A 25,477-nucleotide genomic window follows, 5' to 3' on the forward strand; every position below is an offset into this window, starting at 1 on the left:
ATGACCACTTCTCCGGCCGGTCTTGGGCCAGGGGGGTCGTCCGGTGGGAACCTGCGGGTCCCTCGCCTTACGCTGTCCGCATGGCGGAACATGATGCGGTCGAGGTGATCCTCGCCAAGCGCGACGGTGGCGAGCTGAGCGACTCGCAGATCGACTGGATGATCAAGGCCTACACGGCCGGCGACGTGGCCGAGGAGCAGATGTCGGCCCTCAACATGGCCATCCTGCTCAACGGGATGTCGCGGCGCGAGATCGCGCGGTGGACGGCCGCGATGATCGCCTCGGGGGAGCGGATGTCGTTCTCCTCCCTGGACCGGCCGACCGCCGACAAGCACTCCACCGGCGGCGTGGGCGACAAGATCACGCTGCCGCTCGCGCCGCTGGTCGCCGCGTGCGGCGTCGCGGTCCCGCAGCTGTCCGGTCGCGGGCTCGGCCACACCGGTGGCACGCTCGACAAGCTCGAGTCGATCCCCGGTTGGCGGGCCTCGCTGTCCAACGAGGAGATGATGGCCCAGCTCGGGTCGGTCGGCGCGGTGATCTGCGCGGCCGGTGAAGGGCTCGCTCCGGCCGACCGCAAGCTCTACGCGCTGCGCGACGTCACCGGCACCGTCGAGGCGATCCCGCTGATCGCCTCCTCGATCATGTCCAAGAAGATCGCCGAGGGCACCGGTGCGCTGGTGCTCGACGTCAAGGTCGGGGCCGGGGCGTTCATGAAGACGCTGCCGTCCGCGCAGGAGCTGGCGCGCACCATGGTCGACCTCGGCACCGATGCAGGCGTCAACACGGTCGCGCTCGTGACCGACATGGCCACGCCGCTCGGCCTGACCGCGGGCAACGCGATCGAGGTCGCGGAGTCCGTCGAGGTCCTCGCCGGCGGCGGCCCTGCCGACATCGTCGAGCTCACCGTCGCGCTGGCCCGGGAGATGCTCGCCGCAGCCGGTGTCTCCGGCCCGGACCCGGCCGACCTGCTCGCCTCCGGCAAGGCCATGGACGCCTGGCGGGCGATGATCTCCGCCCAGGGCGGCGACCCGTCGGCACCGCTGCCGGTCGCGCGAGAAACCCACGTGGTCACCGCACCGACCGCCGGTGTGCTGACCCGGCTCGACGCGATGGCCGTCGGGCTCGCAGCGTGGCGGCTCGGCGCGGGGCGGGCGCGCAAGGAGGACCGGGTCCAGGCCGGGGCCGGGGTCACCTGGCACGCTCGCCCTGGCGACGAGGTGACCGCAGGCGCGCCACTGTTCACGCTCCACACCGACACGCCGGAGCGGTTCGACCGGGCGCTCGCGGCGCTCGAGGGTGGCTACGAGATCGGGGACGGGGCGGCGTACGAGGCGACGCCGCTGATCCTCGACCGGATCGGCTGACGGAGCTTTCTTGCTGTCGGGGAGGTGGCACTTCCCCGCCGTGGCGGGGAAGTGTTCTGCGGGGTGTAGGCGGTGACACTTCCCGCTTGGGCGGGGAGTTGCTCTGTGGGTGCTGCTGGAACGGTGGCACCTTTCCGCCTGGGCGGGGGAGTGCTCTGCCGGTTATGCCGGAGCGACCGAGCACTTTCCCACTCGGGTGGGGAAGTGCTCGGCAGCGTGAGTCGGGGTGGCTGCAGTTTCGCGCCGCGGCGGGAAACTGTTCCGCCGGGTGGTGTCGGTAGCACCTCTCCGCTTGGGCAGGCAACTGCTCCGCGTCCTGCCGGAACGCGGCGACACCTCCCCCACCTAGGTGGGAAAGTGCTCCGCGAGTCGCGCAGACGCGGCCGCACTTCCCCACCTAGGTAGGAAAGTGCTGCCCGCCCCAGCAGCGGGTGGATAACCATTCGCATCGCAGGCCCGCGCGCAGCCAGACTTCGGCCATGAAGATCGTCAAGCCACCCAAGGCCGTCGCGGGCGACAAGGTCGCCGTGCTGTCACCCTCGTTCGCTGCGCCCGGGGTGGCGCCGGCGATCCACGAGCAGGCGATGGCGCGGCTGGCCGAGGTGACCGGGTTGGTGCCCGTGGAGTATCCGACGACCCGAAAGCTGGGCGCGACGGCGCAGGAGCGCGCGGCGGACGTGAACGCGGCGTTCGCCGACCCGGAGATCCGGGCGGTGCTGGCGACCATCGGGGGCGAGGACCAGATCACCGTGATCTCGCATCTCGACGCCGACCTCCTGAGAGCCGACCCGAAGCCCTTCCTCGGCTACAGCGACAACACCAACCTGCTCAACTGGCTGTGGACCAACGGCGTCGCCGCGTTCCACGGCGGCTCGACCCAGGTCCACCTCGGACCGGGGCCGGGGCTCGACCCGATCCACGAGGCCTCGCTCAAGGCCGCCCTCCTCACCGGCGGCAGCCTGGAGATCACCGAGCCGGGCGAGTCCGAGGACATCGGGCACGACTGGCAGGACCCGCGTGCGCTGACCGAATACGGTGAGCGTGAGGCGACCGAGCCCTGGACCTGGGCGGGCCCCGAACGGAAGATCACCGGCCGCACCTGGGGCGGCTGCATCGAGATCCTCCAGTGGGTGCTGACCGCCGGACGCTTCCCGACCGACCCGGAGGTGCTGGCGGGCGGCGTACTCCTCTTGGAGACCTCCGAGGAGCTCATTCCGGCTCACGAGTTCGGGTGGATCGCACGCGCGCTAGGTGAGCGCGGGCTGCTCGAGGCGGTCGACGCGGTCGTCGTCGGGCGCCCGCCGACCTCTGACTTCGAACGCCGTCCCAGCGCGGAGGAGCGCGCCGCGAAGCGGGCCGAGCAGCGCGACGCGGCGATCGAGACCGTCGCCCGCTACAACCCCGACGCGATGGTCGTCGTGGGCCCGCCGTTCGGGCACACCCGGCCGCAGTGGATCGTGCCGTACGGCGGCGAGATGACCGTCGACGGCACGACCCAGCGACTGTGGGCCGACTACTCCTGAGCCGGCCGTTGGTCGAGCCGGGAGGCCGCCTGCGGCCGAGCGTGTCGAGACCAACACGGTGCCAGCGGCGCTCGAATACGACTGTGTTGGTCTCGACACGCCTCCGCCTAGTGGCTCCGAGGTCTGAACGAAGTGGCCTTCGACCAGCGTTAGGACTCGAGGAGGAGGACGACGGACTCCGCGACGCACGCGGGCTTCTCGGCGCCCTCGATCTCGACGGTGGTCTTGACGACGAGCTGGAGACCGGTGGGGAGCTCGGTGACCTCACCGAAGGCGACGGCCGCGCGGACGCGGGAGCCGACCAGGACCGGGGTGGGGAACCGGACCTTGTTGAGGCCGTAGTTGAGCTTCGCGCCGGGCGTCTCCAGCGAGTAGACGCTCACACCGAGGTAGGGGAGCAGGGACAGCGTGAGGTAGCCGTGGGCGATGGTGCCCCCGAACGGACCCTCCTTGGCCCGTGACTCGTCCACGTGGATCCACTGGTGGTCACCGGTGGCGTCGGCGAACGCGTTGACGCGGTCCTGGTCGACCTGGAGCCATTCTCCGGTGCCGATCTCGGAACCGGCGGCGGCGGAGACTTCTTCGAGAGAGGTGAATGTGCGCACAGCCCGGAATCTAGCCTGATGCGGAACAATGGGCCCATGAAACCGTCCGACATGCAGATCAAGGCCGCCCCGAAGGTGCTGCTCCACGACCACCTCGACGGCGGTCTACGCCCCTCCACGATCGTCGAGCTCGCCGCCGAGGTGGGTCACCAGCTCCCGGAGGGCACTCAGGACGACCCGGTCGCGCTGGAAGAATGGTTCGTCACCAGCGCCGACTCCGGGTCGCTGGAGCGCTACCTCGACACCTTCGCGCACACGCTGGCGGTGCTGCAGACGCTGCCCGCACTGACCCGGGTGGCCCGCGAGTGTGTCGAGGACCTGGCCGAGGACGGGGTCGTCTATGCCGAGGTCCGCTGGGCGCCGGAGCTCCACGTGGCCAACGGCCACGAGCTGGACGAGGTCGTCTCGGCCGTCCAGGCCGGGTTCGACGAGGGTATGGCGGCGGTCGCGACCACGGGCCGGAAGATCGTCGTACGCCAGCTCCTCACCGCCATGCGCCAGGCCGCTCGCGCCGCCGAGATCGCCGAGCTCGCAGTGACCTGGCGCGACCGCGGGGTGGCCGGGTTCGACATCGCCGGGCCGGAGAAGGGCTTCCCGCCGAGCCGGTTCCTGGCAGCGTTCGAGCAGCTCGCCGCCGACAACATGCGCTTCACCATCCACGCCGGCGAAGGCTTCGGGCTGCCGTCGATCTGGGAGGCCGTGCACCCGTGCGGGTGCGACCGGCTCGGTCACGGCGTACGCATCGTCGATGACATCACCGTCGAGGAGGGCGAGGCGCCGAGGCTCGGCAGGCTCGCTGCGTACGTTCGGGACCGGCGGATCCCGCTCGAGCTCTGCCCGCGCTCCAACGTGCAGACCGGGGCTGCGAAGTCGATCGCCGAGCACCCGATCGGCCTGCTCTACGACCTCGGGTTCCGGGTCACCATCAACACCGACAACCGGCTGATGTCACGCACCTCGATGACATCGGAGATGACCGGCATCGTCGAGGCCTTCGACTGGGGCCTTCCCGAGCTCCAGCGGCTGACGACCAACGCGATGAAGTCCGCGTTCATCCCCTACGACGAGCGGGTCGACCTGATCCACGAGATCAAGGACGCGTACGCAGCGCTGTGAGCCGCCGGATCGCGACGTAGCCGTGCTTCGGATAGACCGCGGTGCAGCCCTTGGCGACCGCGTCCGCGACCACCTGCGGCTGCGCGCGCATCAGCGCCAGGCCCCGCTTGACCAGCACGAACGGGGGTTTGCGGTGTTCGCGGAGATCGCGGGTGAGGCGGCGCCAGAAGGTCACCGTCGGCGACTGGGTGACGCAGTACGCGGCGGCCAGCAGCCCCGCGGTGCGGCAGTCGGCCACGATGTCCTGGGCGAAGATGCCCTCGGCGACGAAGAACGGTTCGTCGCCGAGGGTCAGGGTCTGCCAGCCGGTGCGGCCGTCGTGGGCGATGTCGTAGACCGGCACGTCCGCGGTGCCGGTCTCGCAGAGCTCGGCGAGCGTCTTCACCGCGTCATCTGGAAGCCAGGAGTCGGGGTGGTCCCAGTCGACCAGGCCCGCGTTGGGGCCCTCGGTGATCCGCGGGAGCGAGGGGTCGGAGCCGTCCTTGTAGAAGTCGTCCAACCGGAGGACCGGCAGGCCCAGCCGCTCGGCTAGGCGGGACTTCCCGGCGCCCGAGGGGCCGGCGAGGACGATGACCTGAGCACGCACCGGGGCATTCTCCACTGTCCCGGGCCGAAGTCAGTAGCCGGCGGCCGACCCCGGCGCCCCGGCGAGCAGCGCGCGCGAGCCCGAGACCCCGAGCCTGGACGCTCCGGCGGCGATCATCTGCTCGGCCTGCTCCATGGTGCGTACGCCGCCCGAGGCCTTGACCCCGACGTCGGGACCGACGGTCTTGCGCATCAGCTCGACGGCGTGGACGCTGGCACCGCCGGCGGGGTGGAAGCCGGTGGACGTCTTCACGAAGTCGGCCTCGGCGCGCACGGCGGCCTGGCACACGCCCGCGATCTCGTCGTCCTCGAGCGCCGCGGATTCGATGATCACCTTGAGCACGGTGGGGGCGGGGACGGCCGCGCGGACCGCGGCGATGTCGGCCTCGACATCGGTGTAGCGCTTCTCCTTCGCAGCCCCGACATCGATGACCATGTCGACCTCGTCGGCGCCGGCCTCGACCGCGGCAGCGGCCTCGGCGGCCTTGACCGAGGAGATGTGCTTGCCGCTGGGGAAGCCGCACACGACGGCGACCTTGAGCTCGGCCGGCGCGTTGACCGGAAGCATCGACGGCGAGACGCACACCGAGTAGGTGCCGAGCTCGGCGGCCTCCAGGATCAGCGCCTCGACGTCGGCGCGGGTCGCCTCGGGCTTGAGGAGGGTGTGGTCGATCAGCTTCGCGATGTCAGAGGCGTTAGGCACTGGTTCAGCATACGAGGGCTAAGGTGTGCGCCGTGAATGACGATCAGCCCGAGGAGTGGTTCCGCAACTCCAGCAGCACCGTATGGGGTCTCCTCTCGATGGGGGCCGCGCTCGCGGTGATCGTGATCGACGCGGTCACCGGCTGGCACCCCGAGACGACGGCTGCCGGGCTGCTCTTCGCGCTGGTGGCGTACGCCGCGTTCATCCGCACGAGGGTCGGGGTGAGCAAGGGCGACTTCGTCCTGCACCACCTCTTCTCGACCGTGCGTTTCCCGATGGCCGCGCTGGAGAGCGTCTCGGTCGGCCGCACCCTCGGCGCCTACGCGGGCGGCCGCACCTACGTCAGTGGTGCGGTCGGCCGTCCGCTGCGCGAGGCGGTCAAGAAGAAGCGGGACCACAAGCCGCTGAGCAACCACGCCGACTTCATCGAGGAGCGGCTCAACTCGCTGGCCCAGGACGCGCGCGACCGGCGCCGGATCAAGAAGGACTCCGACGAGCAGTTCGCCCTCGCCGAGGACGTACGCCGCAGCTGGGACTGGCCACTGATCGCGGCCACCGCCGCGGTGGCCGTCACCTTCGTGGTCCTGCTCGTGCTTTGAGCGATCGGGGTAGTCCAGGGAGTTTCCGTCGGTCTACTCAGGAGTAACCGACGGAAACTCCCTGGACTACCCGGCCAGACCGCCCGGCCCGTTGCGAGTAGGCAGGGTGCTAGAGACCGAGGGCGGCGCGGATGTCGACCTTGAGCGCTCCGAGCGCGATCTCGGCGCCGGCCCGCGCCTGTCCCAGCGCGGAGGCATCGACGACCGGCTGCACGACCTCGAGGTAGCACTTGATCTTGGGCTCGGTGCCGCTGGGTCGCACGATCACACGTGACCCACCGGCCAGCTGGTAGCGGATCCCGTCGGTCGGCGGCAGCCCGCCCTCGCCGAGAGCAAGATCGTCGATCTGCAGTACTGCGGACCCGGCGAGCGCGGTGACGGGGCGGTCGCGGAGTCGCTGCATCCCGGCGACGATCTGAGCCGGGTCCTCGAGCCGGATGGAGAGCTGTGAGGTCGCGTGCAGGCCGTGCGTGACCGAGAGCTCGTCGAGCAGGTCGGCCAGGTCGCGCCCCTCCGCCTTCAGCGACGCCGCCAGCTCGCACAGGAGCAGCAGCGCCGAGATGCCGTCCTTGTCGCGGACATGCTCGGGATCGACGCAGTAGCCCAACGCCTCCTCGTAGCCGAAGGCGAGGCCGGGCGCGCGCGAGATCCACTTGAAGCCGGTGAGCGTCTCGGCGTACGGCTGCCCGGCGGCCGCAGCGATCTTCCCGAGCAGGGACGAGGAGACGATCGAGGCGGCGTACGTCCCGGTGACGCCCTTGCGGATCAGATGGGTCGCCAGCAGCGCGCCGACCTCGTCACCGGTCAGCATCCGCCACTTCTTGCCGGCCACCGGGATCGCGGCTGCGCAGCGGTCGGCGTCCGGGTCGTTGGCGATGACCAGGTCGACGCCCTTCTTGCTCGCCAGCGCGATCGCCCGGTCCATCGCGCCGGGCTCCTCGGGGTTGGGGAAGGCGACGGTCGGGAACTCGGGGTCGGGCCGCTCCTGCTCCTTGACGACGTGGGGCGTGGGGAAGCCGGCGAACTTCATCGCCAGCTGCACCAGGTCGCCGCCGACACCGTGCAGCGGCGTGTAGACGGTCGTGAGGTCGCGAGCACCGCCTTCGTCGAGCAGCCCGACGACCGTGTCGAGATAGCTGTCGACCAGGTCCTCGCTGATCGTGCGCCCAGGGGCGCCTCGGGTGACCGAGGTGACCTTGTCGACGGCCGCGATCCGCTTGGCGATCTCGGCATCTGCCGGCGGCACGATCTGCGCGCCGTCGCCGAGGTAGACCTTGTAGCCGTTGTCCTGCGGCGGGTTGTGGCTGGCCGTCACCATCACCCCGGCGCTCGCGTCGAGGGCCTTGACGGCGTACGCCAGGACCGGCGTCGGCAGCGAACGCGGCATCACCAGCGCGTGGAGACCCGCTCCGGTCATCACCTCGGCGGTGTCGAGGGCGAAGACGTCGGAGTTGTGCCGGGCGTCGTAGCCGATCACCACCGGCCCCTGCGCGCCGGTGGCGAGCAGGTAACGGGCCAGTCCCGCGGCGGCCTTGATGACGACCACCCGGTTCATCCGGTTGGGCCCGGCCCCGAGCGCTCCTCGAAGTCCGGCGGTGCCGAACTGGAGCGTGCCCGAGAACCTGTCGGCCAGCTCGGCGACAGCACCCGGGTCGGTGGAGGTCAGCAGGCTCTCGAGCTCGGCTCGGGTCTGCTCGTCGGGGTCGCCGGCGAGCCATTCCCGTGCCTTGACCACGAGCGCGGACTGGTCGGTGGGGATCATGGATCCGACCCTAGGTCATCATCCGCCCGGAGGCTCAGATCTTGGGCACCAGGTCGCTGAGAAGCGCGCCCATCCGGGTGGCGGCGTTGCGGCCGGCCTCGAGGACCTCGGCGTGGTTCAGCGGCTGGTCGGAGATGCCGGCGGCCAGGTTGGTGACCAGCGAGATCCCGAGGATCTCCATCCCGGCCTCGCGAGCCGCGATCGCCTCGAGCGTGGTCGACATGCCGACCAGGTCGCCGCCGAGGATTCCGGCCATCTTCACCTCGGCGGGGGTCTCGTAGTGGGGGCCGGTGAACTGGACGTACACGCCCTCGTCCAGGGAGGAGTCGACCTGCTTGGCCAAGTCACGCAGACGCGCCGAGTAGAGGTCGGTGAGGTCGACGAAGTTCGCGCCCACCAGCGGCGAGGACGCGGTGAGGTTGATGTGGTCCTTGATCAGGACCGGAGTGCCGGGGGACCAGGACGGGTTGAGGCCGCCGCAGCCGTTGGTGAGCACCATGGTCGAGCAGCCCGCTGCCGCGGCGGTGCGGACCGGGTGCACGACCGCGGCGACACCCTTGCCCTCGTAGAAGTGGGTGCGGCTGAGGAAGAGGAGCAGGTTGCGGCCGTTGGCCGCCCGGATGGAGCGGATCTTGCCGCTGTGACCGGCGACCGCGGCGGCGCTGAAGCCGGGCAGGTCGGTGGTCGAGATCTCGGTGTAGTCCTCCCCGAGCGCGTCGGCGGCGGGCAGCCAGCCCGAGCCCAGCACCAGCGCGATGTCGTGCTTCTCGACGCCGGTCTTCTCAGCGAGCGCGGCGGCGGCTTCCTTGGCGAGTTCGTAAGGGGTGGTCACTCGCTGAGTTTAGACCTGGTCCCGACGAGCTCGACCGCCGGAGGAGCCTCAGTCGTTGGACCGGCAGGGCCTCGTACGCAGCGCGTGCACGTAGTCGTCCGGCGCCCCGGCCGCCTCGGCGGCATCGGCCAGCGCGCCCAGGTAGCGGGCATCCGGGATCCCACCCTCGTACGTGTCGAGCACATAGGCCTCGCAGAGCAGGTCCTCGGCGAGGGCGGAGATCCGCACCTTGGCCTTGAAGTAGAGGCCGATGTCGGCCAGCTCCCACTTCTCCAGCGCCTCCATGTCCTGGTCCACGACGTCGTAGACGGCGACGAAGACCTGCTCGAACGGATCCTGGACGATGGTGACCATCGGCCCCTCGCCCATGGCGTTGTCCTCGCCGCCGAAGGTGAGCCGCCATCCGCTGAGCCAGCCGGTGGTCCGCAGCGGTGAATGGGGGCAGCGCTCGCTCATCAGCGCAGGGTCGAGGTTGACGCCATAGGCCGCATAGAGAGTCACGGAACACGAGGTTACCGCTCAGTCGCTGGCCCGACTGGGATCTGTGTGTTATCCGCGGTCTACCCTTGGATGCGTGACCCACTTTGATGTTCTCGTCCTCGGCGCTGGCCCCGGTGGCTACGTCGCCGCCATCCGTGCCGCTCAGCTCGGCAAGTCCGTCGCCGTCGTCGAAGACAAGTACTGGGGCGGCGTCTGCCTCAACGTCGGGTGCATCCCGTCCAAGGCGCTGCTGCGCAACGCCGAGATCGCGCACATCATCACCCACGAGAAGAAGACCTTCGGGATCTCGGGTGACGCGACCATGGACTTCGGTGCGACCTGGAAGCGCAGCCGCGGCGTCGCCGACGCGAGCGCCAAGGGCGTGCACTACCTGATGAAGAAGAACAAGATCACCGAGATCGACGGCTGGGGCACCCTCACCGGGCCGAAGGCGATCGCCGTCAAGGGCAAGGACGGCGCCTCGACCGACTACACCTTCGACAACCTCATCATCGGCACCGGCGCGACCGTCCGCTCGGTCCCGGGTGTCGTGCCCAACGGGCAGAACATCGTGACCTACGAGGAGCAGATCCTCACCGAGGAGCTGCCGAGCTCGATCATCATCGGCGGCTCGGGCGCGATCGGCGTCGAGTTCGCCTACGTGCTGAAGAACTTCGGCGTGGACGTCACGATCGTCGAGTTCCTCGACCGGATGGTGCCGACCGAGGACGCCGACGTGTCCAAGGAGCTGCTGCGCCAGTACAAGAAGCTCGGCGTCAACGTGATGCTCTCGACCGCGGTCAAGAGCGCCGAGGACACCGGCTCGGGTGTGAAGGTCAAGGTGGCTCCGGCCGCCGGTGGCGAGGAGCAGGTGCTCGAGGCCGACAAGTTCCTGGCGGCCTTCGGGTTCGCGCCGCGGGTCGAGGGCTTCGGCCTCGACAAGGCCGGCGTCGAGCTCACAGACCGGGGCGCGATCGCGGTCGACGCCCGTGGCCGCACCAACGTCGAGGGCATCTACGCCATCGGTGACTGCACCGGCAAGCTGATGCTCGCCCACACCGCCGAGGCGATGGGTGTCGTGGCCGCGGAGACCATCGCGGACGCCGAGACCATGGAGATCAACTTCGACATGATCCCGCGCGCGACGTTCTGCCAGCCGCAGATCGCGTCGTTCGGCTACTCCGAGGCGCAGGCCAAGGAGAAGGGCTACGACGTCAAGACCTCCTCCTTCCCGTTCTCCGCCAACGGCAAGGCCCGCGGCATGGCTGAGGGTGTCGGCTTCGTGAAGATCGTCGCCGACGCCGAGCACAACGAGATCCTCGGCGCCCACATGATCGGCCCCGAGGTCACCGAGCTGCTGCCCGCGCTGACGCTCGCCCAGCAGTGGGACCTCACCGCCGACGAGGTCGCGCGCAACGTCTTCGCCCACCCGACGCTCTCGGAGGCGATGAAGGAAGCCATCGAGGGCATCGCGGGACACATGATCAACCTGTGACCTCAGGCAAGAGGCCCGGAGCCCGCGTACGTCGCGTGGCTCCGGGCCTCTTCGCATGTCCGGGGCAGTCAGTGTCGATCAGCTAGCGACCGGGCGTGACCGGGCCGATCTCGATCCCGAGCAGGGCCCAGGCCCGGCGGGCGGCGGCCTCGCGGGCCTCCGGGGTGGGCCCGTGCACCCCGCCGGAGACCATCGCGAGGGCGAGCATGATGTCGTCGGTGGTGCGGCTCCCGTTCGGGAGCCCGTCGATGACGGTGCGTACCCGGTCGGCCAGGCCCTGCGAGATCTCCTCGCCGCTGAGGCGCACGATGCCGACGAAGGCGGTCGAGTGGATCATCTGCCAGGTGACGACACCGAGCACGTCGGCCAGCGTCGCGTCGGGGCGGGTCGCGACCTGCTCGATGTCGCGCACGTTCTCCTCCAGCACGGCCGTCGCCAGGGTGAGCCGGTCGGGGAAGTGGCGGTAGAGGGTGCCCTGGCCGACGCCGGCGCGCTTGGCGACGGCAGACATCGGAGCGTCGAGACCCTGCTCGGCGAGGATCTCGCGCGCAGCGGCGACCAGGAGGTCCCGGTTGCGGACCGCGTCGCTTCGGGTCGGGTTGGCGGGGCTCGTCATGCGTGCAGGTTAATCGCTGGGGATCTTCTGCCGGATCCTGGCCAATGAGGACAGTTTCTGACCTGAATGCCGCATAGCGTTGCTGGTGTCAGCGAGAAACACCACCAAGGAGTCCGAATCATGACCGCAACCGCCGCGACCGCCACCGAGACCGTCACCGAGACCGCCACGCTGAGCCGGGAGCGGGCCGACCTGCTCGAGACGCTGGCCAACCACCGTCGCTTCCTGCGCTACACCGTCCGCGACCTCACCGACGAGCAGGCCCGGCTCGCCCCGACCGCGTCCGTGCTCACCCTCGGCGGGCTGATCAAGCATGTCGCTGCCGTCGAGCGAGGCTGGGCCGACTTCATCGTGCGTGGGACGGTTGCGCAGGAGATCACCCCCGAGAAGTACGCGGAGTTCGCCGCCGACTTCGTGCTCGCCGAGGACGAGACGCTGGCGGGTGTCCTCGATGCGTACGAGGAGATCGCTGCTGCCACCGACGAGCTGGTGCGGACCGCCGACCTGGACGCGGACCACCCGCTTCCCGAGGCCCCGTGGTTCGAGGCCGGCGAGCGCTGGTCCAACCGTCGCGCCCTCACCCACATCCTGGCCGAGACCACCCAGCACGCCGGCCACGCCGACATCATCCGGGAGACCATCGACGGTCAGAAGACGATGGGCTGACTCTGCCGCTCCAGGGGGCGTGGAAGAATGCGGCCCATGGCGCGGGTGACGATCATTGGTGGGGGTCCAGGCGGATACGAGGCGGCGCTGGTCGCGCAGCAGCTCGGCGCGGAGGTGACGGTCGTCGACCGTGACGGCCTCGGCGGCAGTTCGGTGCTCACCGACTGCGTGCCCAGCAAGACCCTGATCGCCACCGCCGAGCTGATGTCGGACATGACGCTCGCCCGCGACCTGGGCATCCACTTCCGCGATCACCAGGGCGACCCGGCCACCGAGCTCTACGCCGACCTCGAGCTGGTCAACAAGCGCGTCAAGGCCCTCGCGCTCGCGCAGTCGAGCGACATCGAGAGCCGGCTGAGCCGTCGTGGGATCCGGATCGTCAAGGGCACCGGGCGCATCGACGCCGACAAGCGGCAGGTGGTCGCGACCCGGGTCGAGGACGGCGGCGAGGAGGCCATCGAGAACGACGCGGTCCTGATCGCCACCGGCGCCCGGCCGCGGGTGCTGCCCACCGCGCAGCCCGACGGCGAGCGGATCCTGACCTGGGAGCAGGTCTACGATCTCGACGATCTGCCCTCCCACATGATCGTCGTGGGCTCGGGTGTCACGGGTGTCGAGTTCGCCGGCGCCTACCTCAACCTCGGCTCGCAGGTCACCCTGGTCTCCTCGCGCGATCGGGTCCTCCCAGGCGAGGACGCGGATGCGGCGACCGTCCTCCAGGACGTACTCGAGCGTCAGGGCATGAACATCCTCAGCAAGTCGCGGATGGAGTCGGTGACCCGCTCCGGCGACGTCGTCACCGTGAAGCTGACCGACGGTCGCGAGGTCACCGGCAGCCACTGCATCCTCGCGCTCGGCTCGATCCCCAACACCGAGGGCCTCGGCCTGGAGGAGGCCGGCATCGAGCTCGACGAGGGCGGCTTCATCCGCACCGACAAGGTGTCGCGCACCTCCGCCTACGGCGTGTACGCCGCCGGTGACTGCACCGGCGGCTTCATGCTCGCCTCGACGGCCGCCATGGCCGGCCGGATCGCGATGCGCCACTTCCTCGGTGACGCCGTCATTCCGATGGACCTCAAGGAGGTCGCGGCCAACGTCTTCACCTCGCCCGAGATCGCCACGGTCGGGTATTCGCAGGCCCAGGTCGACTCCGGCGAGGTCGTCGCCGAGACCCTGCGCCTCGACCTCAAGGGCAACCCGCGGGCCAAGATGCAGGGCATCTCCGACGGTTTCGTCAAGCTCATCTCCCGCCCCGGCACCGGCGTCGTCATCGGCGGAGTCGTCGTCGGCCCCCGCGCCTCCGAGCTCATCCACCCGATCGCGCTCGCCGTCTCGACCGGGCTGACCGTTGACCAGATCGCCAACACCTTTACCGTCTACCCGTCGATCTCCGGCTCCACCGCCGAGGTCGCCCGCCGCCTCCACCACGTCGAGTAGTCACGTACGTCGGCCGAGACGTCACTCACGTCGGCCGAGATGGCACTCGAAAACGGCGTGCGAGCAGCGCAGCGGCTTCGCTAGCGTGAGCGCCATGGGTAACTGCTGCATGACGATGATCGTTCGGATCCGCCGCCGCTGACGGCGCGGATCCCACCGAAGCACTCGTCGCATTCGCGCCGCCACCTGGCAACCCTGCCGGGCGGCTCCGAGTGCTACCCGCATGCCGCCCGGCTCCTTCTGTCACGAGGAGCATCCATGTCCGACGTACGCCCTGGCCGGCACGAGCTCGGCCAGAACTTTCTCACCGACCGGTCGGTACTCGACCGGATCGTTTATCTCGTCTCGCAGCGGCAGGGTCCGCTGGTGGAGTGGGGCACCGGCAACGGTGCGGTCACACTGGCTCTGGCGGACCTGGGACGGCCGCTGGTGGGGGTCGAGATCGACTCCCGTCGAGCGGCCGACCTGCGCCGCCGGATCGGGACGCACGTGTGCATCTCCGAAGGCGACATCCTGCGCCATGCGCCACCGCAGGACGCCGTCGTCGTCTCCAACGTCCCGTTCCACCTGACCACGCCGATCCTGCGTCACCTGCTCGCGTCGGCGACCTGGCGCCACGCCGTGCTCCTCACCCAGTGGGAGGTCGCCCGCAAGCGCGCGGGCGTCGGCGGCACCACCCAGCTCACCGCGCAGTGGTGGCCGTGGTTCACCTTCACCCTCGACCGCCAGGTCCCGTCGACCGCGTTCCGCCCGCGGCCCAACGTCGACGGCGGACTGCTGCTCATCGACCGTCGCCGGGAGCCGTTGCTGCCCGACTCGGACCTCCGCGACTTCCAGTCGTGGGTGGCCACGGTCTTCAGCAGCCGGGGCCGCGGAGTCGCCGAGATCCTGCGCCGCAACGGCGTCCCCGTTGCGCTTGCCGGCGAGATCGCGCGGCGGCGCCGACGCACCCAGGCCCCGGTGCTGCCGCGAGACCTGCGTGCGGAGGACTGGGTCGAGGCGTACGCGGCCCGGGCCTAGCCTCGCCGAGACGTCACATACGCAGGTCGAGACGTCACTCGCGTCGGCCGAGACGGCATATCGCTGCCATCTCGGCCGACCGAAGTGACGTCTCGGCCGACGGGGCTGACGTCTCGGCTCAGTCGAGCACGAGGACCAGGTCGCCGCCGTCGACGGACTGGGTGCCGGAGAAGGCGAGGCGGGAGACGGTGCCGTCGACAGGTGCGGTGATGGCGGCCTCCATCTTCATCGCCTCGATGGTGGCGACAGTGTCGCCGGCCTTGACCGACTCGCCGGTCTCGACCGCGATGGTGACGACGCCTTGGAACGGTGCCGCGACCTGGCCGGGAACAGCCGGGTCGGCCTTCTCCGCGGCGGCGACCTCGGCGGCGACCGAGCGGTCACGGACCTCGATCGGGCGCAGGTGGCCGTTGATCGTCGCCATGACGGTGCGGATGCCGCGCTCGTCGGGCTCGGAGACGGCGGTGAGCCCGAAGATCACCGTCTTGCCCTCGGAGAGCTCGACGATGTGCTCCTCGCCCTCGCGCATGCCGTAGAGGTAGTCGAGGGTCGAGATCACCGACACGTCGCCCCACTTCGAGCGGGCCTCGGTGAACTCCTTCGTCGGTCCCGGGAAGAGCAGCCGGTTGAGCGTCCCGCGCCGGTCGGAGGCCAGCCCGGCGGCGTCCTCGGCCGACAGGGTCGGCGACGACTCCTTCCATGTGCGTCCCGCGATCGCCTTGCCCCGGAACGGCTCGGGCCAGCCTCCCGGCGGGTCGCCGAGCTCCCCGTTGAGGAAGCCGATGACCGAGGCCGGGATGTCGTACGACGCCGGGTCGGCCTCGAACGCGGCCGGATCCGCCCCGGCCGCCACGAGCGAGAGCGCCAGGTCGCCGATGACCTTCGAGGACGGGGTGACCTTGGGGACGCGGCCGAGGATCTGGTTGGCCGCGGCGTACATGTCCTCGATCTGCTCGAACTTCTCGCCCAGCCCGAGCGCGATCGCCTGCTGGCGCAGGTTGGAGAGCTGGCCGCCCGGGATCTCGTGGCGGTAGACCCGGCCGGTCGGCGCGGGCAGCCCGGACTCGAAGGGCGCGTAGACGCGGCGTACGGCCTCCCAGTAGGGCTCCAGCGAGTTGACCGCCGCCAGCGACAGACCCGTGGCGCGCGGCGTGTGGTCGGTCGCCGCCACCAAGGAGGAGAGCGGGGGCTGCGAGGTGGTCCCGGCCATGGACGCACAGGCCGCGTCGACGGCGTCGACCCCGGCCTCGATCGCGGCCGTCAGCGTGGCCAGCTGCCCACCGGCGGTGTCGTGGGTGTGCAGGTGCACCGGCACGTCGAACCGCGAGCGGAGCGCGGTCACCAGGGTGCGAGCGGCGGGCGCCCGCAGCAGCCCGGCCATGTCCTTGATCGCGAGCACGTGTGCCCCGGCTGAGACGATCTCCTCGGCCAGCCGCAGGTAGTAGTCGAGCGTGTAGAGCTTCTCGTCGGGCGAGGAGAGGTCGCCGGTGTAGCAGAGCGCCACCTCCGCGATGGACGTCCCGGTCGCGCGCACCGCGTCGATCGCCGGTCGCATCTGGGAGACGTCGTTGAGCGCGTCGAAGATCCGGAAGACGTCGATCCCGGTCTCGGCGGCCTCGGAGACGAACGCGTCGGTGACCTCGGTCGGGTAGGGCGTGTAGCCCACCGTGTTGCGACCGCGCAGCAGCATCTGCAGGTTGACGTTCGGGATCGCCTCACGCAGCTGCGCGAGCCGCTCCCACGGGTCCTCGGAGAGGAAACGGAGAGCCACGTCGTACGTCGCCCCACCCCATGCCTCCAGCGACCACAGCTGCGGCGTCAGCCGGGCGACATGGCCGGCGACACCGAGCAGGTCGGTGGTGCGGACCCGGGTTGCCAGCAGCGACTGGTGGGCGTCGCGGAAGGTGGTGTCGGTGACCGCGACCGGCTCCTGGGCTCGCAGTGCGGCGGCGAAGCCCTCGGGCCCGAGCTCGCGCAGAAGGTCGCGAGATCCGGTCGGCGGAGCCTCGGAGAGGTCCAGCTTCGGCAGCTTCTCGACCGGGTGGAGCGAGACCGGCGCGGCGCCGTGCGGCTGGTTGACGGTGACGTCGGCGAGATAGGTGAGCAGCTTGGTGCCTCGGTCGCCGGAGGCCCGCGCGGTCAGCAGCTGCGGATGGGTCTCGATGAACGAGGTCGTGATCGACCCGGCGATGAAGTCCTGGTCGTCGAGCAGCGCCTGCAGGAACGGGATGTTGGTCGCGACCCCGCGGATCCGGAACTCCGCCACCGCCCGGCGCGCCCGGGTCACGGCGTCCTCGAACGTACGCCCACGGCAGGTCAGCTTGGCGAGCATCGAGTCGAAGTGGGGCGAGACCTCGGCCCCGGCATAGATCGTGCCACCGTCGACGCGGATGCCGGCGCCGCCGGGGGAGCGGTAGGTGGTGATCATGCCCGTGTCGGGGCGGAAGTTGTTGGCGGGGTCCTCGGTGGTGATCCGGCACTGCATCGCCGCGCCGCGCAGCTGCACGGCGTCCTGGGTGAGCCCCAGGTCGGCCAGGGTCTCGCCGGCGGCGATCCGCATCTGGGAGCGGACCAGGTCGACGTCGGTGACCTCCTCGGTCACGGTGTGCTCGACCTGGATACGCGGGTTCATCTCGATGAACACGTAGTTGCCGTGCTGGTCGAGCAGGAACTCCACGGTGCCGGCGCAGGAGTAGCCGATCTCCTTGGCGAAGCGCACGGCGTCCGCGCACATGCGTTCGCGCAGCTCAGGGTCGAGATTCGGCGCAGGAGCGATCTCGACGACCTTCTGGTGGCGGCGCTGCACCGAGCAGTCGCGTTCGAAGAGGTGGATCACGTTGCCCTCGCCGTCGGCGAGGATCTGCACCTCGATGTGCCGTGGCTCGACCACGGCCTGCTCGATGAAGACGGTGGGGTCGCCGAAGGCGGCCTCGCCCTCACGCATACAGGTCTCGACCGCCTCGCGGAGCTTGTCGGGCGAGTCGACCCGCCGCATGCCGCGACCGCCGCCGCCGGCGACCGCCTTGACGAAGAGCGGGTAGGGCAGGGCGGAAGCGGCGGAGACGAGTGCGTCTACGTCGGTGGACGGCTCGACCGACTGCAGAGTCGGTACGCCGGCAGCCTTCGCCGCCGCGATGGCGGTGGCCTTGTTGCCGGTGAGCGTGAGGACCTCCGCCGACGGCCCGACGAAGGTGATCCCCGCCCGGGCGCAGGCCTCGGCCAACGCCGGGTTCTCGGAGAGGAACCCGTAGCCCGGGTAGATGGCGTCCGCGCCGCTCTGCTTGGCGACCTCGACGATCGCGTCGGGATCGAGATAGGCCCGGATCGGATGACCGAGCTCTCCGATCTGGTAGGCCTCGTCGGCCTTCAGCCGGTGCTCTGAGCCCCGGTCCTCGTAGGGAAAGACGGCGACCGTCTTGGCCCCGAGCTCATAGCCTGCGCGGAAAGCTCGGATCGCGATCTCGCCGCGGTTGGCAACCAACACCTTCGTGAACATGGCGGCCACGCTACCCATCCGAGGAGGGTCGTCCAGGTTATGGGACGTTACCGCCCAGTTGATGGACGCCTGAGTGCCGAGAACTGTGCGGATTCGTTGGGACCGCCGACGGCTCGCGGACCATACCCTCAGTGGCATGAAGCTCATGACTCGACAGCGTCGTTCAGCCCTGGTCGCCATCGCAGGCACGGCCCTGCTGGCCGGATCGCTCACCGCGATCGGGGCGGCGGGCTCGCCGGCCGCCGCGGCCGGGACCGTGAACTGCACCGGCTCGATCAACGGCAAGGCCGGCGGCTACATCCGCAAGCGCGGCATCAAGAACAGCACGGTGACCAGCAACTACCGCAGCGCCGCCACCGTCGCCTGGTCGCCACGGGCGTGGATCGAGATCGGCGGGTCGGGCGATCAGACCAGCTGGAGGACCAGCTACATCGTGCCCAGCACCGACGGCACCGGCCGCACCGTGACCATCGGCGGGACCAACGGGCAGTCCGTGCTGAGCGAGACGAAGGCCGCGCCGCTCTACCGCACCAACGGCACCACGGTGACCGGCTGGAGCCCCAAGAAGGTCGTCAGCGGCCCGACGAGAGAGGTCTACAGCGTCACGACCTCCGGTGTCGTGCAGCAGACCAAGCTGTCCTTCACCACCGCGGGCACTCGCCTCGGCACGGTCACGAACCTGCCGGTCACGTTGCCGAGCACGACGACCGTCGCGGGCGTCTGGACGACCCACAACGGTGTGAAGTACGACCTGCTCTACTCGATCAACCCGAGCACCAGCAAGCTCGAGCAGATCGTCGTGCCCTCGGACCGTCCGGCGGGCGCGAAGAAGTACGTCGTCCGCAGCCTCGGGGCGGGCTGGCGCTACATGTCGGTGCACAACTGCTTCGACGCCGACGGCATGGTCGCGGCCAAGGACATCGTGCTGGTCAACCCGACCACCGAAAGGCGGTGCGCATGCGCCAGAGCAACGGCGTCGGGCACAGTACCACCTTCTCGTCCGTGACCCGCGTCGGCACCGACGGCAGCTGGAAGTGGAGCGGGATCAGCAGCTAGTCAGGACGCCACCAGGTCTCACCCTGGCCAGAGGTCGAGCAGGTCCCCCGGGCGCAGCCCGAGGGCATGCTCGATGTCACCCGGCGAGGTCTCGCGCAGATACTCCGAGACCAGCTGCGCCAGCTCCATCCAGTAGCCGCGCAAGGTCGACTCGGACAGATACATCGACCGGCTCATCTCGGCGTACGTCAGGCCGCGGGCGCGATGGGCGAGCACCTCGCGTTGCCGCGGGGTGAGGACGGTGATGCTGCGGCGGCGTACGAGGACCTCGATGAGACCGGTGATGCCCGGGGGGATCACCGGCTCTCCGGCGGCGACGGCGCGGAACGCCGCCTCCGCCTCGGCCAGCGAGGCCGCCTTCGAGACGACTCCGGTCGCCCCAGCGGCCAGACAGGCGGCGAGCACGAAGCGGCGCTCCTCCTGGGAGTAGATGCAGACCCGGTAGCCGGCCTCGACGATCCGCCGGATCGCGGTGGTGCCCTGGGAGGCGTCGGGCTGGCCGGTGTTGGCGAGGTGGAGATCGAGGATCACCACGTCGGCCTCCGGCCGCGCGGTCAGCAGGTCCTCGACGCTCTCGTGGCTGGACACGAACCTCAGCTCGGGCAGGAGCAGGCTCAGCGAGGCTCGCATCGCGGTCGCGTCGTCCACATGGCTGAAGCGTGGCCCGGAGGTCACGGCGGTCATCACGACACCTCCATGGCGGCAGCCTGGGCGAGGGTGACGGTCGTGCCCAGGTCGGGGATGCTGCTGATCTCGACGTCGACGCCTGAGCGCGCGAGCTGTGCGACGACCACCTCCCGAAGGCCGACCCCGTACGCCGTCACCGAGGGGTCGAAGCCGATCCCGTCGTCGTGGAGGGTGACCTCCCAGCCGGCGCCGGCTTCGTCCTCGGCGGCGTGCAGGACGACCCGGTTCGCCCGAGCGTGCTGACGTACGTTGAGGAGCAGGCTGCGCAGTGCGGCCGCAAGGTCGTCGGCGAGGGTTCGCGGGAGAGCGACGTCTTGGGCGAGGTCGGCGACGACCGTGATCGGGAGGTCGTCGAACTCCGCGCCGAGGGCGGTGACCACCGCGGCGAGGTTGGTCGCCTCGCTCGCCGGCGGCGGGGTCTGGCCGCTCAGATAGGCACGCATCCGGTTGAGCTCGACCTCGGCCTGTGAGCGCAGCGCGCCGTGGCCGTCGGCGGCGTCGGTCTCCACCAGCAGTCGCATCATCGCGGTGCCGTTGTGGATCGCGAGCCGGGCACGGCGCTCCTCCTCGGCCTTGGCCGCTGCAGCGGCGAAGCGCCGCGCCTCATCGGCCTCGGTCCCGATCCGCACGATCGTCTGGCAGCCGAACCAGGCCAGCGGGCCGAGGACGAGCAGGGTCAGGCACGTGCTCACCGCGCCGGTGAGGTCGGCCAGATCGTCCACGGTCGGCGCGATGTAGACCGCCTCGGCGGCCGCCAGCGAGACGAGCAGGAACATCCACAGCCACCGCGAGCGTACGGCCGGCAGCGAGCAGGACACGCACAGCGCGTAGCCCAGCTGGAACCCCACCCAGGTGCCCGTACGCAGCTCCACCGGGACCGTCCACAGGCCGACGACCAGCAGCGTCACGGCCACCGCGACGTCCAGCACGGCGTACGCCACTCCCGGCGGCCGCTGCGTCACCACCGTCACCGCGGCTATGACGACGAGCATGACGGTCGCGAAAATCCAGGTCACCCCGGTCAGCCAGGGGCGGTCCACCTGGGACAGCGCGGGCATCGCCGCCAGCAGGGACGGCGCCATCTGTGCGAGGGTCGCCAGTCGCATCCCGGCAACGAAGAGGGCCACCAGACGGACAGCGGCGGCCCGGGTCGAATGTGGCACCCGCGAATTGTCGCTGATGGTCGGGGTGGCTGCGGAGCATGGGTCCAGGATCCAGGCACGCTACGCGCCGCCGACACCAACGAATCCGCGAACCAGGGGAGGTGCGGCGTCACCGGCCGTACATGGCGTCCTGCTGTTCGGTCATCTGCTGCCGCAGGCCGCCCACGACGGCGGCCACGGCCGGCCGGCGCCATGACTCAGGATGCACGACCGCCCAGTACGGCAGCCGCTGGTGGATCTCCGCACGGAGCAGCCGGACGAGGTCGGGATGACGGTCGGCCATGAAGCAGGGCAGCAGCCCCAGACCGGCTCCGGCCCGGGTCGCCTCGACGTGCACGAAGACGTTCGTCGAGGTGACCGCGTCGCGGATGCCGGGCAGGAGCCGTCGGGGGACGTCGAGCTCGTCGACCTGGAGCATCGAGTCGACGAAGTAGACGAGGCGGTGGCGTACGGCTTCCTCGATCGTGGCTGGGATGCTGTGACGCTCCAGATAGTCGGGGGAGGCGTAGAGGCCGAGCTCGTACCCGCCCAGGTGCAGCGCACGGCCGCGGTTGACCGCCGGTTCGCCGACGACGACCTCGATGTCGACGCCGGAGCGGTGCTGGGCGGCCTGCCGGGTCACGGTGACGATCTCGACGGCGAGCTCGGGATGGTCCTGTCGCAGCGCGGCGACGGCCGGCGAGGCGACGTACGCAGCGAACCCGTCGGTCGTCGACATCCTGACCACCCCGGCCACCGGGTCGGCGGGCTCGTCGGCAGCGAGCCGGGCCAGCGACTCGGCGACCCCCTCGGCGGCCCGCGCTGCGCGCTCGCCCAGAGCGGTCAGCGCCCATCCGTCGGAGCCGCGCACCAGGATCCGGCCGCCGAGGGCGCGCTCGAGGGCGGAGATGTTGCGGCTGACCGTCGTGTGGGTCAGGCCCAGCGAACGGGCAGCGGTGGTGAAGCGGCCGCTGCGCGCCACCTCGAGGAGCACCAAGAGCTGGTCGGCGGAGGGGGCCGAGGACGAGGAGGTGGGCATCGGCGCAGCGTATCGCTCAGTGTGCATTTTCGTTCACACCGTGTGCCAACATGCGCGTTGCAAGCACATTATGAGCGCTGTCACACTCCCAGCCATGTCCATGAAGCAGCCGGGCGCGACCGCCCCCACCGACCCGCCAGCCGGAGATTCCTCAGAAGAAGGGCAGAGCCTGCTCCGCAGGACCGTGGCCGCCTCCATGGCCGGCACGGTCGTGGAGTGGTACGACTTCTTCCTCTACGCCACCGCCTCGGCGCTCGTCTTCGCCAAGGTGATCATGCCGGCGACCGGCAACGCCTACGACGCGATCATCGCCGCGTTCGTCACCTACGCCATCGGGTTCGTCGCCAGGCCGCTGGGCGGGATCGTCTTCGGCCACATCGGCGACCGACTCGGCCGCAAGTACACGCTGCAGGTGACGATCATGATGATCGGTGTCGCCACCGTGCTGATGGGCTGCCTGCCGACGTACGACCAGATCGGGCTCGCCGCGCCGATCGCCCTGGTGGTGCTGCGGTTCGTGCAGGGGCTCGCTCTGGGCGGTGAGTGGGGCGGTGCCGTCCTGCTGGTCGCCGAGCACGCACCGGACGACCGCCGGGCGACCTGGGCGGCGTGGCCGCAGGCCGCGGTGCCGGTGGGCAACCTGCTCGCCACGCTGGTGCTGACCGTGATGACGCTTGCGCTCTCCGACGCGGCGTTCCTGGCGTGGGGCTGGCGGGTCGCGTTCTGGCTCTCCGCCGTCGTGGTCGTCGTCGGCTACTACATCCGCCGCTCGGTCACCGACTCGCCGATCTTCGAGGAGGCGAAGGCCGAGCAGGGCGAGGTCGCCTCGGCCGGCTACGGCGTCTTCGAGGTGATCCGCCGCTACCCGCTGGGTGTGGCCAAGGGGATGGGCCTGCGGTTCGCGGAGAACATCATGTACTACCTGGTGGTGTCGTTCTCGATCGTCTACCTGGTCGAGGACCAGAAGATGGACCAGGGCGCGCTGCTCGGCCTGATCGCGGTCGCGCACGCCTGCCACTTCTTCTTCATCCTCGCGGTCGGGCGGCTCGCCGACAGCGTGGGCCGCAAGCCGGTCTACCTCGTCGGTGCGGTGCTCGGCGCGACCTGGGGCTTCTGGGCGTTCCCGATGCTCGACACGAAGAACAACGCTGCGATCCTGGCGGCGCTGATCGCCGGTCTGGCGATCCACGCCCTGATGTACTCCACCCAGCCCGCGATCATGGCCGAGATGTTCCCGACCCGGATGCGCTACTCCGGCATCTCGATCTCCTACCAGGTGACCTCGATCTTCGCCGGCTCGCTCGCGCCGCTGCTGGCCATCGCCTGGCTCAAGGACACCGGCACCTGGACCAACACCGCGATCTACCTCGCCGTGGCCGGCATCATCACCGGGCTCGTCGTGCTCACGCTCAAGGAGACCCGGGGCACCTCGCTGCGGGCGCTGGACCGCGCCGACGCCGAGCGAGAGGTGAGCCCGGCGTGACGTCGGCGACGACGGCCCCGGCTTCGGTGGATGCCTCCGGACGTACGCTGCGGGGCCGACGTGCGCTGGTGACCGGAGGAGCGTCGGGGATCGGCGCGGCGGTGGCCCGTGAGCTCGCCGCCCGTGGCGCGCGGGTCGTCGTCGCCGACCTGGCCGGCGACGCCGCCCATGCCCTGGCCGAGGAGATCGGCGGCGAGGTATGGGTGGTCGACCTGGCCGCCACCCAGGAGCTCGACGACCTCGCTCTGGAGGTCGACGTCCTGGTCAACAACGCCGGGATCCAGCGGGTCAGCCCGATCGAGGAGTTCGACCCCGACGACTTCCGCCGGATCCACTCGATCATGCTCGTCGCGCCGTTCCTGCTGGTCAGAGCCGCCTTGCCGCACATGTACGCCAACGGCTGGGGTCGCATCGTCAACATCTCGTCCGTGCACGGACTGGTCGGCTCGCCCTTCAAGAGCGCCTACGTATCGGCCAAGCACGGTCTGGAGGGACTCTCCAAGGTGACCGCCCTGGAGGGCGGCCCGCACGGAGTGACCAGCGTCTGCATCAACCCCGGCTACGTGCGTACGCCGCTGGTGGAGAAGCAGATCGCCGACCAGGCCAAGGTGCACGATGTCCCGGCTGCCGAGGTCGTCGAGCGGGTGCTGTTGCAGGACGTGGCGGTGAAGCGGCTGGTCGAGCCGGAGGAGGTCGGCTCGCTGGTCGGCTGGCTCACCGGACCCGACGCCTCGATGGTCTCCGGTGCCTCGTGGGCCATGGACGGTGGTTGGAGCGCCCGATAGCTCCAACCACCCTCAGGCCTGTGTACGCCACCAGTCCACCGTCGCCTTGGCTCCGGTCTCGATCGGAGTGGGGGACAGGCCGAGCAGGGCCTCGCTGGCCGAGGAGTCCATGACGAACGGCTTGTCGAACTGGAAGACCATCTCGGCCAGCTCTCGGGTCCCGGCGTGCACCGCGCCGATCGACTTGAGCGCCCAGGTGGGAATGCGGCCGACCCGGGGTGCCGGGACCCCGGCGACCTCGGCGTAGAGCTGGACCAGGGCGCGCTGGGAGATCGCGGGCGCTGTGGGGGCGTGCAGGAACGAACCCCACAGCTTCTTCTCGTCGGCGGCCTCGATCATCGCGGCGCCCAGGTCGGGGACGTACGTCCACGAGTGCGGGGCATCCGGGTCGCCGAGGACGCGCATGGTGCGGCCGGCGAGGACCGTCGGGACCATGCGCTCGCCGGCGTGGGAGGTGCGCACCAGCGGACCGTAGAAGTCCGATGCCGCGACGCTGACAGTCGGGGTCGGGGAGGCGTCGCGAGCACGGAGCAGCTCGACGCGCACGGCGGGCTTGCCGAAGTCGGCCGTGCGCGGTGTCTGCTCGGTCATCGTCCCGGTGACGCGACCGTAGGCGTAGAGGCTCTCGGGAAAGACGACCACGGCGCCAACGCGACCGGCGGCCTCGAGCACGACCTTCTCCGCCCGCGGGAGCTCGGCGCGCCAGGCAGCGGCGGCGTAGGCGCTGCCGTGCATGCAGTGGAAGACGGCGCGTACGCCCGCGGCGGCCTGGGTGATGGTGTCGAGATCCGTGGCGTCGCCGCGAAGACGCTCGATGCTCGCGTGCACCGGGCCGCTGCCGGAGCGGGTGAGGAGGCGCACGCGATCCCCGCGGTCGGCGAGCTGCTGGGCGATGGTCGCGCCGACTGGGCCGGCGCCGATGACGAGGTAGGTGCTGTTCATGGCTTCTCTTTCTTCGGTGGGCGAGCCTGTCGACCCGGGAATGG

At 70.3% G+C, this 25,477-nt stretch carries 23 protein-coding genes; 11 read left to right on the forward strand and 12 right to left on the reverse strand.

The genetic code is table 11. The annotated features are described in order from the left end of the window. Positions 1-80: 80 nt before the first annotated feature. Both BJ988_RS00380 and BJ988_RS00385 read left to right on the forward strand, forming a co-directional pair. A complete protein-coding gene (locus tag BJ988_RS00380) occupies positions 81-1,364 on the forward strand; it encodes a thymidine phosphorylase (protein ID WP_179656155.1) in 1,284 nt (427 codons plus the stop codon). Between the two features lie 479 nt (positions 1,365-1,843). Beyond that, positions 1,844-2,887, forward strand: coding sequence for a S66 family peptidase (locus tag BJ988_RS00385; RefSeq protein WP_179656156.1), 1,044 nt, complete (start codon positions 1,844-1,846; stop codon positions 2,885-2,887). Positions 2,888-3,036: 149 nt separating this feature from the next. Here the strand turns inward: BJ988_RS00385 and BJ988_RS00390 are convergent, their stop codons facing one another. Continuing rightward, positions 3,037-3,492, reverse strand: coding sequence for a MaoC/PaaZ C-terminal domain-containing protein (locus BJ988_RS00390; RefSeq protein WP_179656157.1), 456 nt, complete (start codon positions 3,490-3,492; stop codon positions 3,037-3,039). A 36-nt stretch (positions 3,493-3,528) separates the two neighbouring features. Between BJ988_RS00390 and BJ988_RS00395 the strand changes: the two genes are divergently transcribed. After that, positions 3,529-4,608 carry an adenosine deaminase gene (locus BJ988_RS00395; protein WP_179656158.1) on the forward strand — a complete coding sequence of 360 codons (1,080 nt, stop codon included), beginning with the start codon at positions 3,529-3,531 and terminating at the stop codon, positions 4,606-4,608. Here the strand turns inward: BJ988_RS00395 and BJ988_RS00400 are convergent. Continuing rightward, a complete protein-coding gene (locus BJ988_RS00400; RefSeq protein WP_179656159.1) occupies positions 4,583-5,194 on the reverse strand; it encodes an ATP-binding protein in 612 nt (203 codons plus the stop codon). The two genes, BJ988_RS00395 and BJ988_RS00400, sit on opposite strands and share 26 nt — an antisense overlap. Positions 5,195-5,224: 30 nt before the next feature. Beyond that, on the reverse strand, positions 5,225-5,896 hold the full coding sequence (gene deoC / locus BJ988_RS00405; RefSeq protein ID WP_179656160.1) for a deoxyribose-phosphate aldolase: 672 nt from the start codon (positions 5,894-5,896) through the stop codon (positions 5,225-5,227). 32 nt (positions 5,897-5,928) lie between these two features. Between deoC and BJ988_RS00410 the strand changes: the two genes are divergently transcribed. Then, positions 5,929-6,495, forward strand: coding sequence for a hypothetical protein (locus tag BJ988_RS00410; protein WP_179656161.1), 567 nt, complete (start codon positions 5,929-5,931; stop codon positions 6,493-6,495). A gap of 109 nt (positions 6,496-6,604) precedes the next feature. Here the strand turns inward: BJ988_RS00410 and BJ988_RS00415 are convergent, their stop codons facing one another. The 3 genes from BJ988_RS00415 to BJ988_RS00425 are packed head-to-tail and all read right to left on the reverse strand — an operon-like array spanning position 6,605 to position 9,590. Then, the gene (locus BJ988_RS00415; RefSeq protein WP_179656162.1) at positions 6,605-8,257 is read right to left on the reverse strand and encodes a phospho-sugar mutase; all 1,653 of its coding nucleotides are present in this window, start codon (positions 8,255-8,257) and stop codon (positions 6,605-6,607) included. A 34-nt stretch (positions 8,258-8,291) separates the two neighbouring features. Further along, the gene (locus BJ988_RS00420; protein ID WP_179656163.1) at positions 8,292-9,089 is read right to left on the reverse strand and encodes a purine-nucleoside phosphorylase; all 798 of its coding nucleotides are present in this window, start codon (positions 9,087-9,089) and stop codon (positions 8,292-8,294) included. A 48-nt stretch (positions 9,090-9,137) separates the two neighbouring features. Next, complete coding sequence (locus tag BJ988_RS00425; RefSeq protein ID WP_179656164.1) at positions 9,138-9,590, reverse strand: gamma-glutamylcyclotransferase; 453 nt, start codon at positions 9,588-9,590, stop codon at positions 9,138-9,140. Between the two features lie 73 nt (positions 9,591-9,663). On the opposite strand from BJ988_RS00425, the gene lpdA reads away from it, so the two are divergent. After that, a complete protein-coding gene (gene lpdA, locus BJ988_RS00430) occupies positions 9,664-11,064 on the forward strand; it encodes a dihydrolipoyl dehydrogenase (RefSeq protein ID WP_179656165.1) in 1,401 nt (466 codons plus the stop codon). Positions 11,065-11,146: 82 nt separating this feature from the next. Here lpdA and BJ988_RS00435 read toward each other — a convergent pair whose 3' ends face one another. After that, complete coding sequence (locus BJ988_RS00435; RefSeq protein WP_179656166.1) at positions 11,147-11,680, reverse strand: TetR/AcrR family transcriptional regulator; 534 nt, start codon at positions 11,678-11,680, stop codon at positions 11,147-11,149. Positions 11,681-11,800: 120 nt separating this feature from the next. Here BJ988_RS00435 and BJ988_RS00440 point away from each other — a divergent pair, with 120 nt between their 5' ends. The 3 genes from BJ988_RS00440 to erm all read left to right on the forward strand — a co-directional run bounded on the left by BJ988_RS00440 (position 11,801) and on the right by erm (position 14,803). Then, complete coding sequence (locus BJ988_RS00440) at positions 11,801-12,346, forward strand: DinB family protein (RefSeq protein WP_179656167.1); 546 nt, start codon at positions 11,801-11,803, stop codon at positions 12,344-12,346. Positions 12,347-12,382: 36 nt separating this feature from the next. Next, complete coding sequence (locus tag BJ988_RS00445) at positions 12,383-13,783, forward strand: NAD(P)H-quinone dehydrogenase (RefSeq protein WP_218860478.1); 1,401 nt, start codon at positions 12,383-12,385, stop codon at positions 13,781-13,783. Positions 13,784-14,041: 258 nt separating this feature from the next. Continuing rightward, positions 14,042-14,803 carry a 23S ribosomal RNA methyltransferase Erm gene (gene erm, locus BJ988_RS00450; protein WP_179656169.1) on the forward strand — a complete coding sequence of 254 codons (762 nt, stop codon included), beginning with the start codon at positions 14,042-14,044 and terminating at the stop codon, positions 14,801-14,803. A 118-nt stretch (positions 14,804-14,921) separates the two neighbouring features. Here erm and BJ988_RS00455 read toward each other — a convergent pair whose 3' ends face one another. Beyond that, the gene (locus BJ988_RS00455) at positions 14,922-18,299 is read right to left on the reverse strand and encodes a pyruvate carboxylase (protein WP_179656170.1); all 3,378 of its coding nucleotides are present in this window, start codon (positions 18,297-18,299) and stop codon (positions 14,922-14,924) included. Between the two features lie 136 nt (positions 18,300-18,435). On the opposite strand from BJ988_RS00455, the gene BJ988_RS00460 reads away from it, so the two are divergent. Continuing rightward, complete coding sequence (locus BJ988_RS00460) at positions 18,436-19,305, forward strand: hypothetical protein (RefSeq protein ID WP_179656171.1); 870 nt, start codon at positions 18,436-18,438, stop codon at positions 19,303-19,305. 68 nt (positions 19,306-19,373) lie between these two features. Here BJ988_RS00460 and BJ988_RS00465 read toward each other — a convergent pair whose 3' ends face one another. From BJ988_RS00465 to BJ988_RS00475, 3 genes are all read right to left on the reverse strand, one after another. Continuing rightward, the gene (locus BJ988_RS00465) at positions 19,374-20,039 is read right to left on the reverse strand and encodes a response regulator transcription factor (protein ID WP_179656172.1); all 666 of its coding nucleotides are present in this window, start codon (positions 20,037-20,039) and stop codon (positions 19,374-19,376) included. After that, complete coding sequence (locus BJ988_RS00470) at positions 20,039-21,205, reverse strand: sensor histidine kinase (protein WP_179656173.1); 1,167 nt, start codon at positions 21,203-21,205, stop codon at positions 20,039-20,041. The genes BJ988_RS00465 and BJ988_RS00470 overlap by 1 nt, the downstream gene beginning before the upstream one ends. Before the next feature lie 109 nt (positions 21,206-21,314). Further along, positions 21,315-22,223, reverse strand: a complete 909-nt coding sequence (locus BJ988_RS00475) for a LysR family transcriptional regulator (RefSeq protein ID WP_179656174.1) — start codon at positions 22,221-22,223, stop codon at positions 21,315-21,317. A gap of 94 nt (positions 22,224-22,317) precedes the next feature. On the opposite strand from BJ988_RS00475, the gene BJ988_RS00480 reads away from it, so the two are divergent. Both BJ988_RS00480 and BJ988_RS00485 read left to right on the forward strand, forming a co-directional pair. Next, positions 22,318-23,706: an MFS transporter gene (locus BJ988_RS00480; protein WP_179656175.1), complete on the forward strand. Its 1,389-nt coding sequence runs from the start codon at positions 22,318-22,320 to the stop codon at positions 23,704-23,706. After that, positions 23,703-24,491, forward strand: a complete 789-nt coding sequence (locus tag BJ988_RS00485) for a 3-hydroxybutyrate dehydrogenase (RefSeq protein ID WP_343051370.1) — start codon at positions 23,703-23,705, stop codon at positions 24,489-24,491. The genes BJ988_RS00480 and BJ988_RS00485 overlap by 4 nt, the downstream gene beginning before the upstream one ends. A gap of 12 nt (positions 24,492-24,503) precedes the next feature. On the opposite strand, the gene BJ988_RS00490 is transcribed toward BJ988_RS00485, so the two are convergent. After that, positions 24,504-25,433 (reverse strand): NAD-dependent epimerase/dehydratase family protein, encoded by a 930-nt coding sequence (locus BJ988_RS00490; RefSeq protein ID WP_179656176.1) that lies wholly within the window; start codon positions 25,431-25,433, stop codon positions 24,504-24,506. Positions 25,434-25,477: the final 44 nt, after the last annotated feature.

It is taken from the genome of Nocardioides panzhihuensis (genome assembly GCF_013408335.1).
Lineage (GTDB): Bacteria > Actinomycetota > Actinomycetes > Propionibacteriales > Nocardioidaceae > Nocardioides > Nocardioides panzhihuensis.

Bases quoted from the DNA above. Each gene is read 5' to 3' on its own strand.
- BJ988_RS00380 (WP_179656155.1), top strand. From the start codon at position 81: ATGGCGGAACATGATGCGGTCGAGGTGATCCTCGCCAAGCGCGACGGT.
- BJ988_RS00385 (WP_179656156.1), top strand. From the start codon at position 1,844: ATGAAGATCGTCAAGCCACCCAAGGCCGTCGCGGGCGACAAGGTCGCC.
- BJ988_RS00395 (WP_179656158.1), top strand. From the start codon at position 3,529: ATGAAACCGTCCGACATGCAGATCAAGGCCGCCCCGAAGGTGCTGCTC.
- BJ988_RS00415 (WP_179656162.1), bottom strand. From the start codon at position 8,257: ATGATCCCCACCGACCAGTCCGCGCTCGTGGTCAAGGCACGGGAATGG.
- BJ988_RS00435 (WP_179656166.1), bottom strand. From the start codon at position 11,680: ATGACGAGCCCCGCCAACCCGACCCGAAGCGACGCGGTCCGCAACCGG.
- BJ988_RS00440 (WP_179656167.1), top strand. From the start codon at position 11,801: ATGACCGCAACCGCCGCGACCGCCACCGAGACCGTCACCGAGACCGCC.
- BJ988_RS00445 (WP_218860478.1), top strand. From the start codon at position 12,383: ATGGCGCGGGTGACGATCATTGGTGGGGGTCCAGGCGGATACGAGGCG.
- erm (WP_179656169.1), top strand. From the start codon at position 14,042: ATGTCCGACGTACGCCCTGGCCGGCACGAGCTCGGCCAGAACTTTCTC.
- BJ988_RS00455 (WP_179656170.1), bottom strand. From the start codon at position 18,299: ATGTTCACGAAGGTGTTGGTTGCCAACCGCGGCGAGATCGCGATCCGA.
- BJ988_RS00460 (WP_179656171.1), top strand. From the start codon at position 18,436: ATGAAGCTCATGACTCGACAGCGTCGTTCAGCCCTGGTCGCCATCGCA.
- BJ988_RS00465 (WP_179656172.1), bottom strand. From the start codon at position 20,039: ATGACCGCCGTGACCTCCGGGCCACGCTTCAGCCATGTGGACGACGCG.
- BJ988_RS00475 (WP_179656174.1), bottom strand. From the start codon at position 22,223: ATGCCCACCTCCTCGTCCTCGGCCCCCTCCGCCGACCAGCTCTTGGTG.
- BJ988_RS00480 (WP_179656175.1), top strand. From the start codon at position 22,318: ATGTCCATGAAGCAGCCGGGCGCGACCGCCCCCACCGACCCGCCAGCC.
- BJ988_RS00490 (WP_179656176.1), bottom strand. From the start codon at position 25,433: ATGAACAGCACCTACCTCGTCATCGGCGCCGGCCCAGTCGGCGCGACC.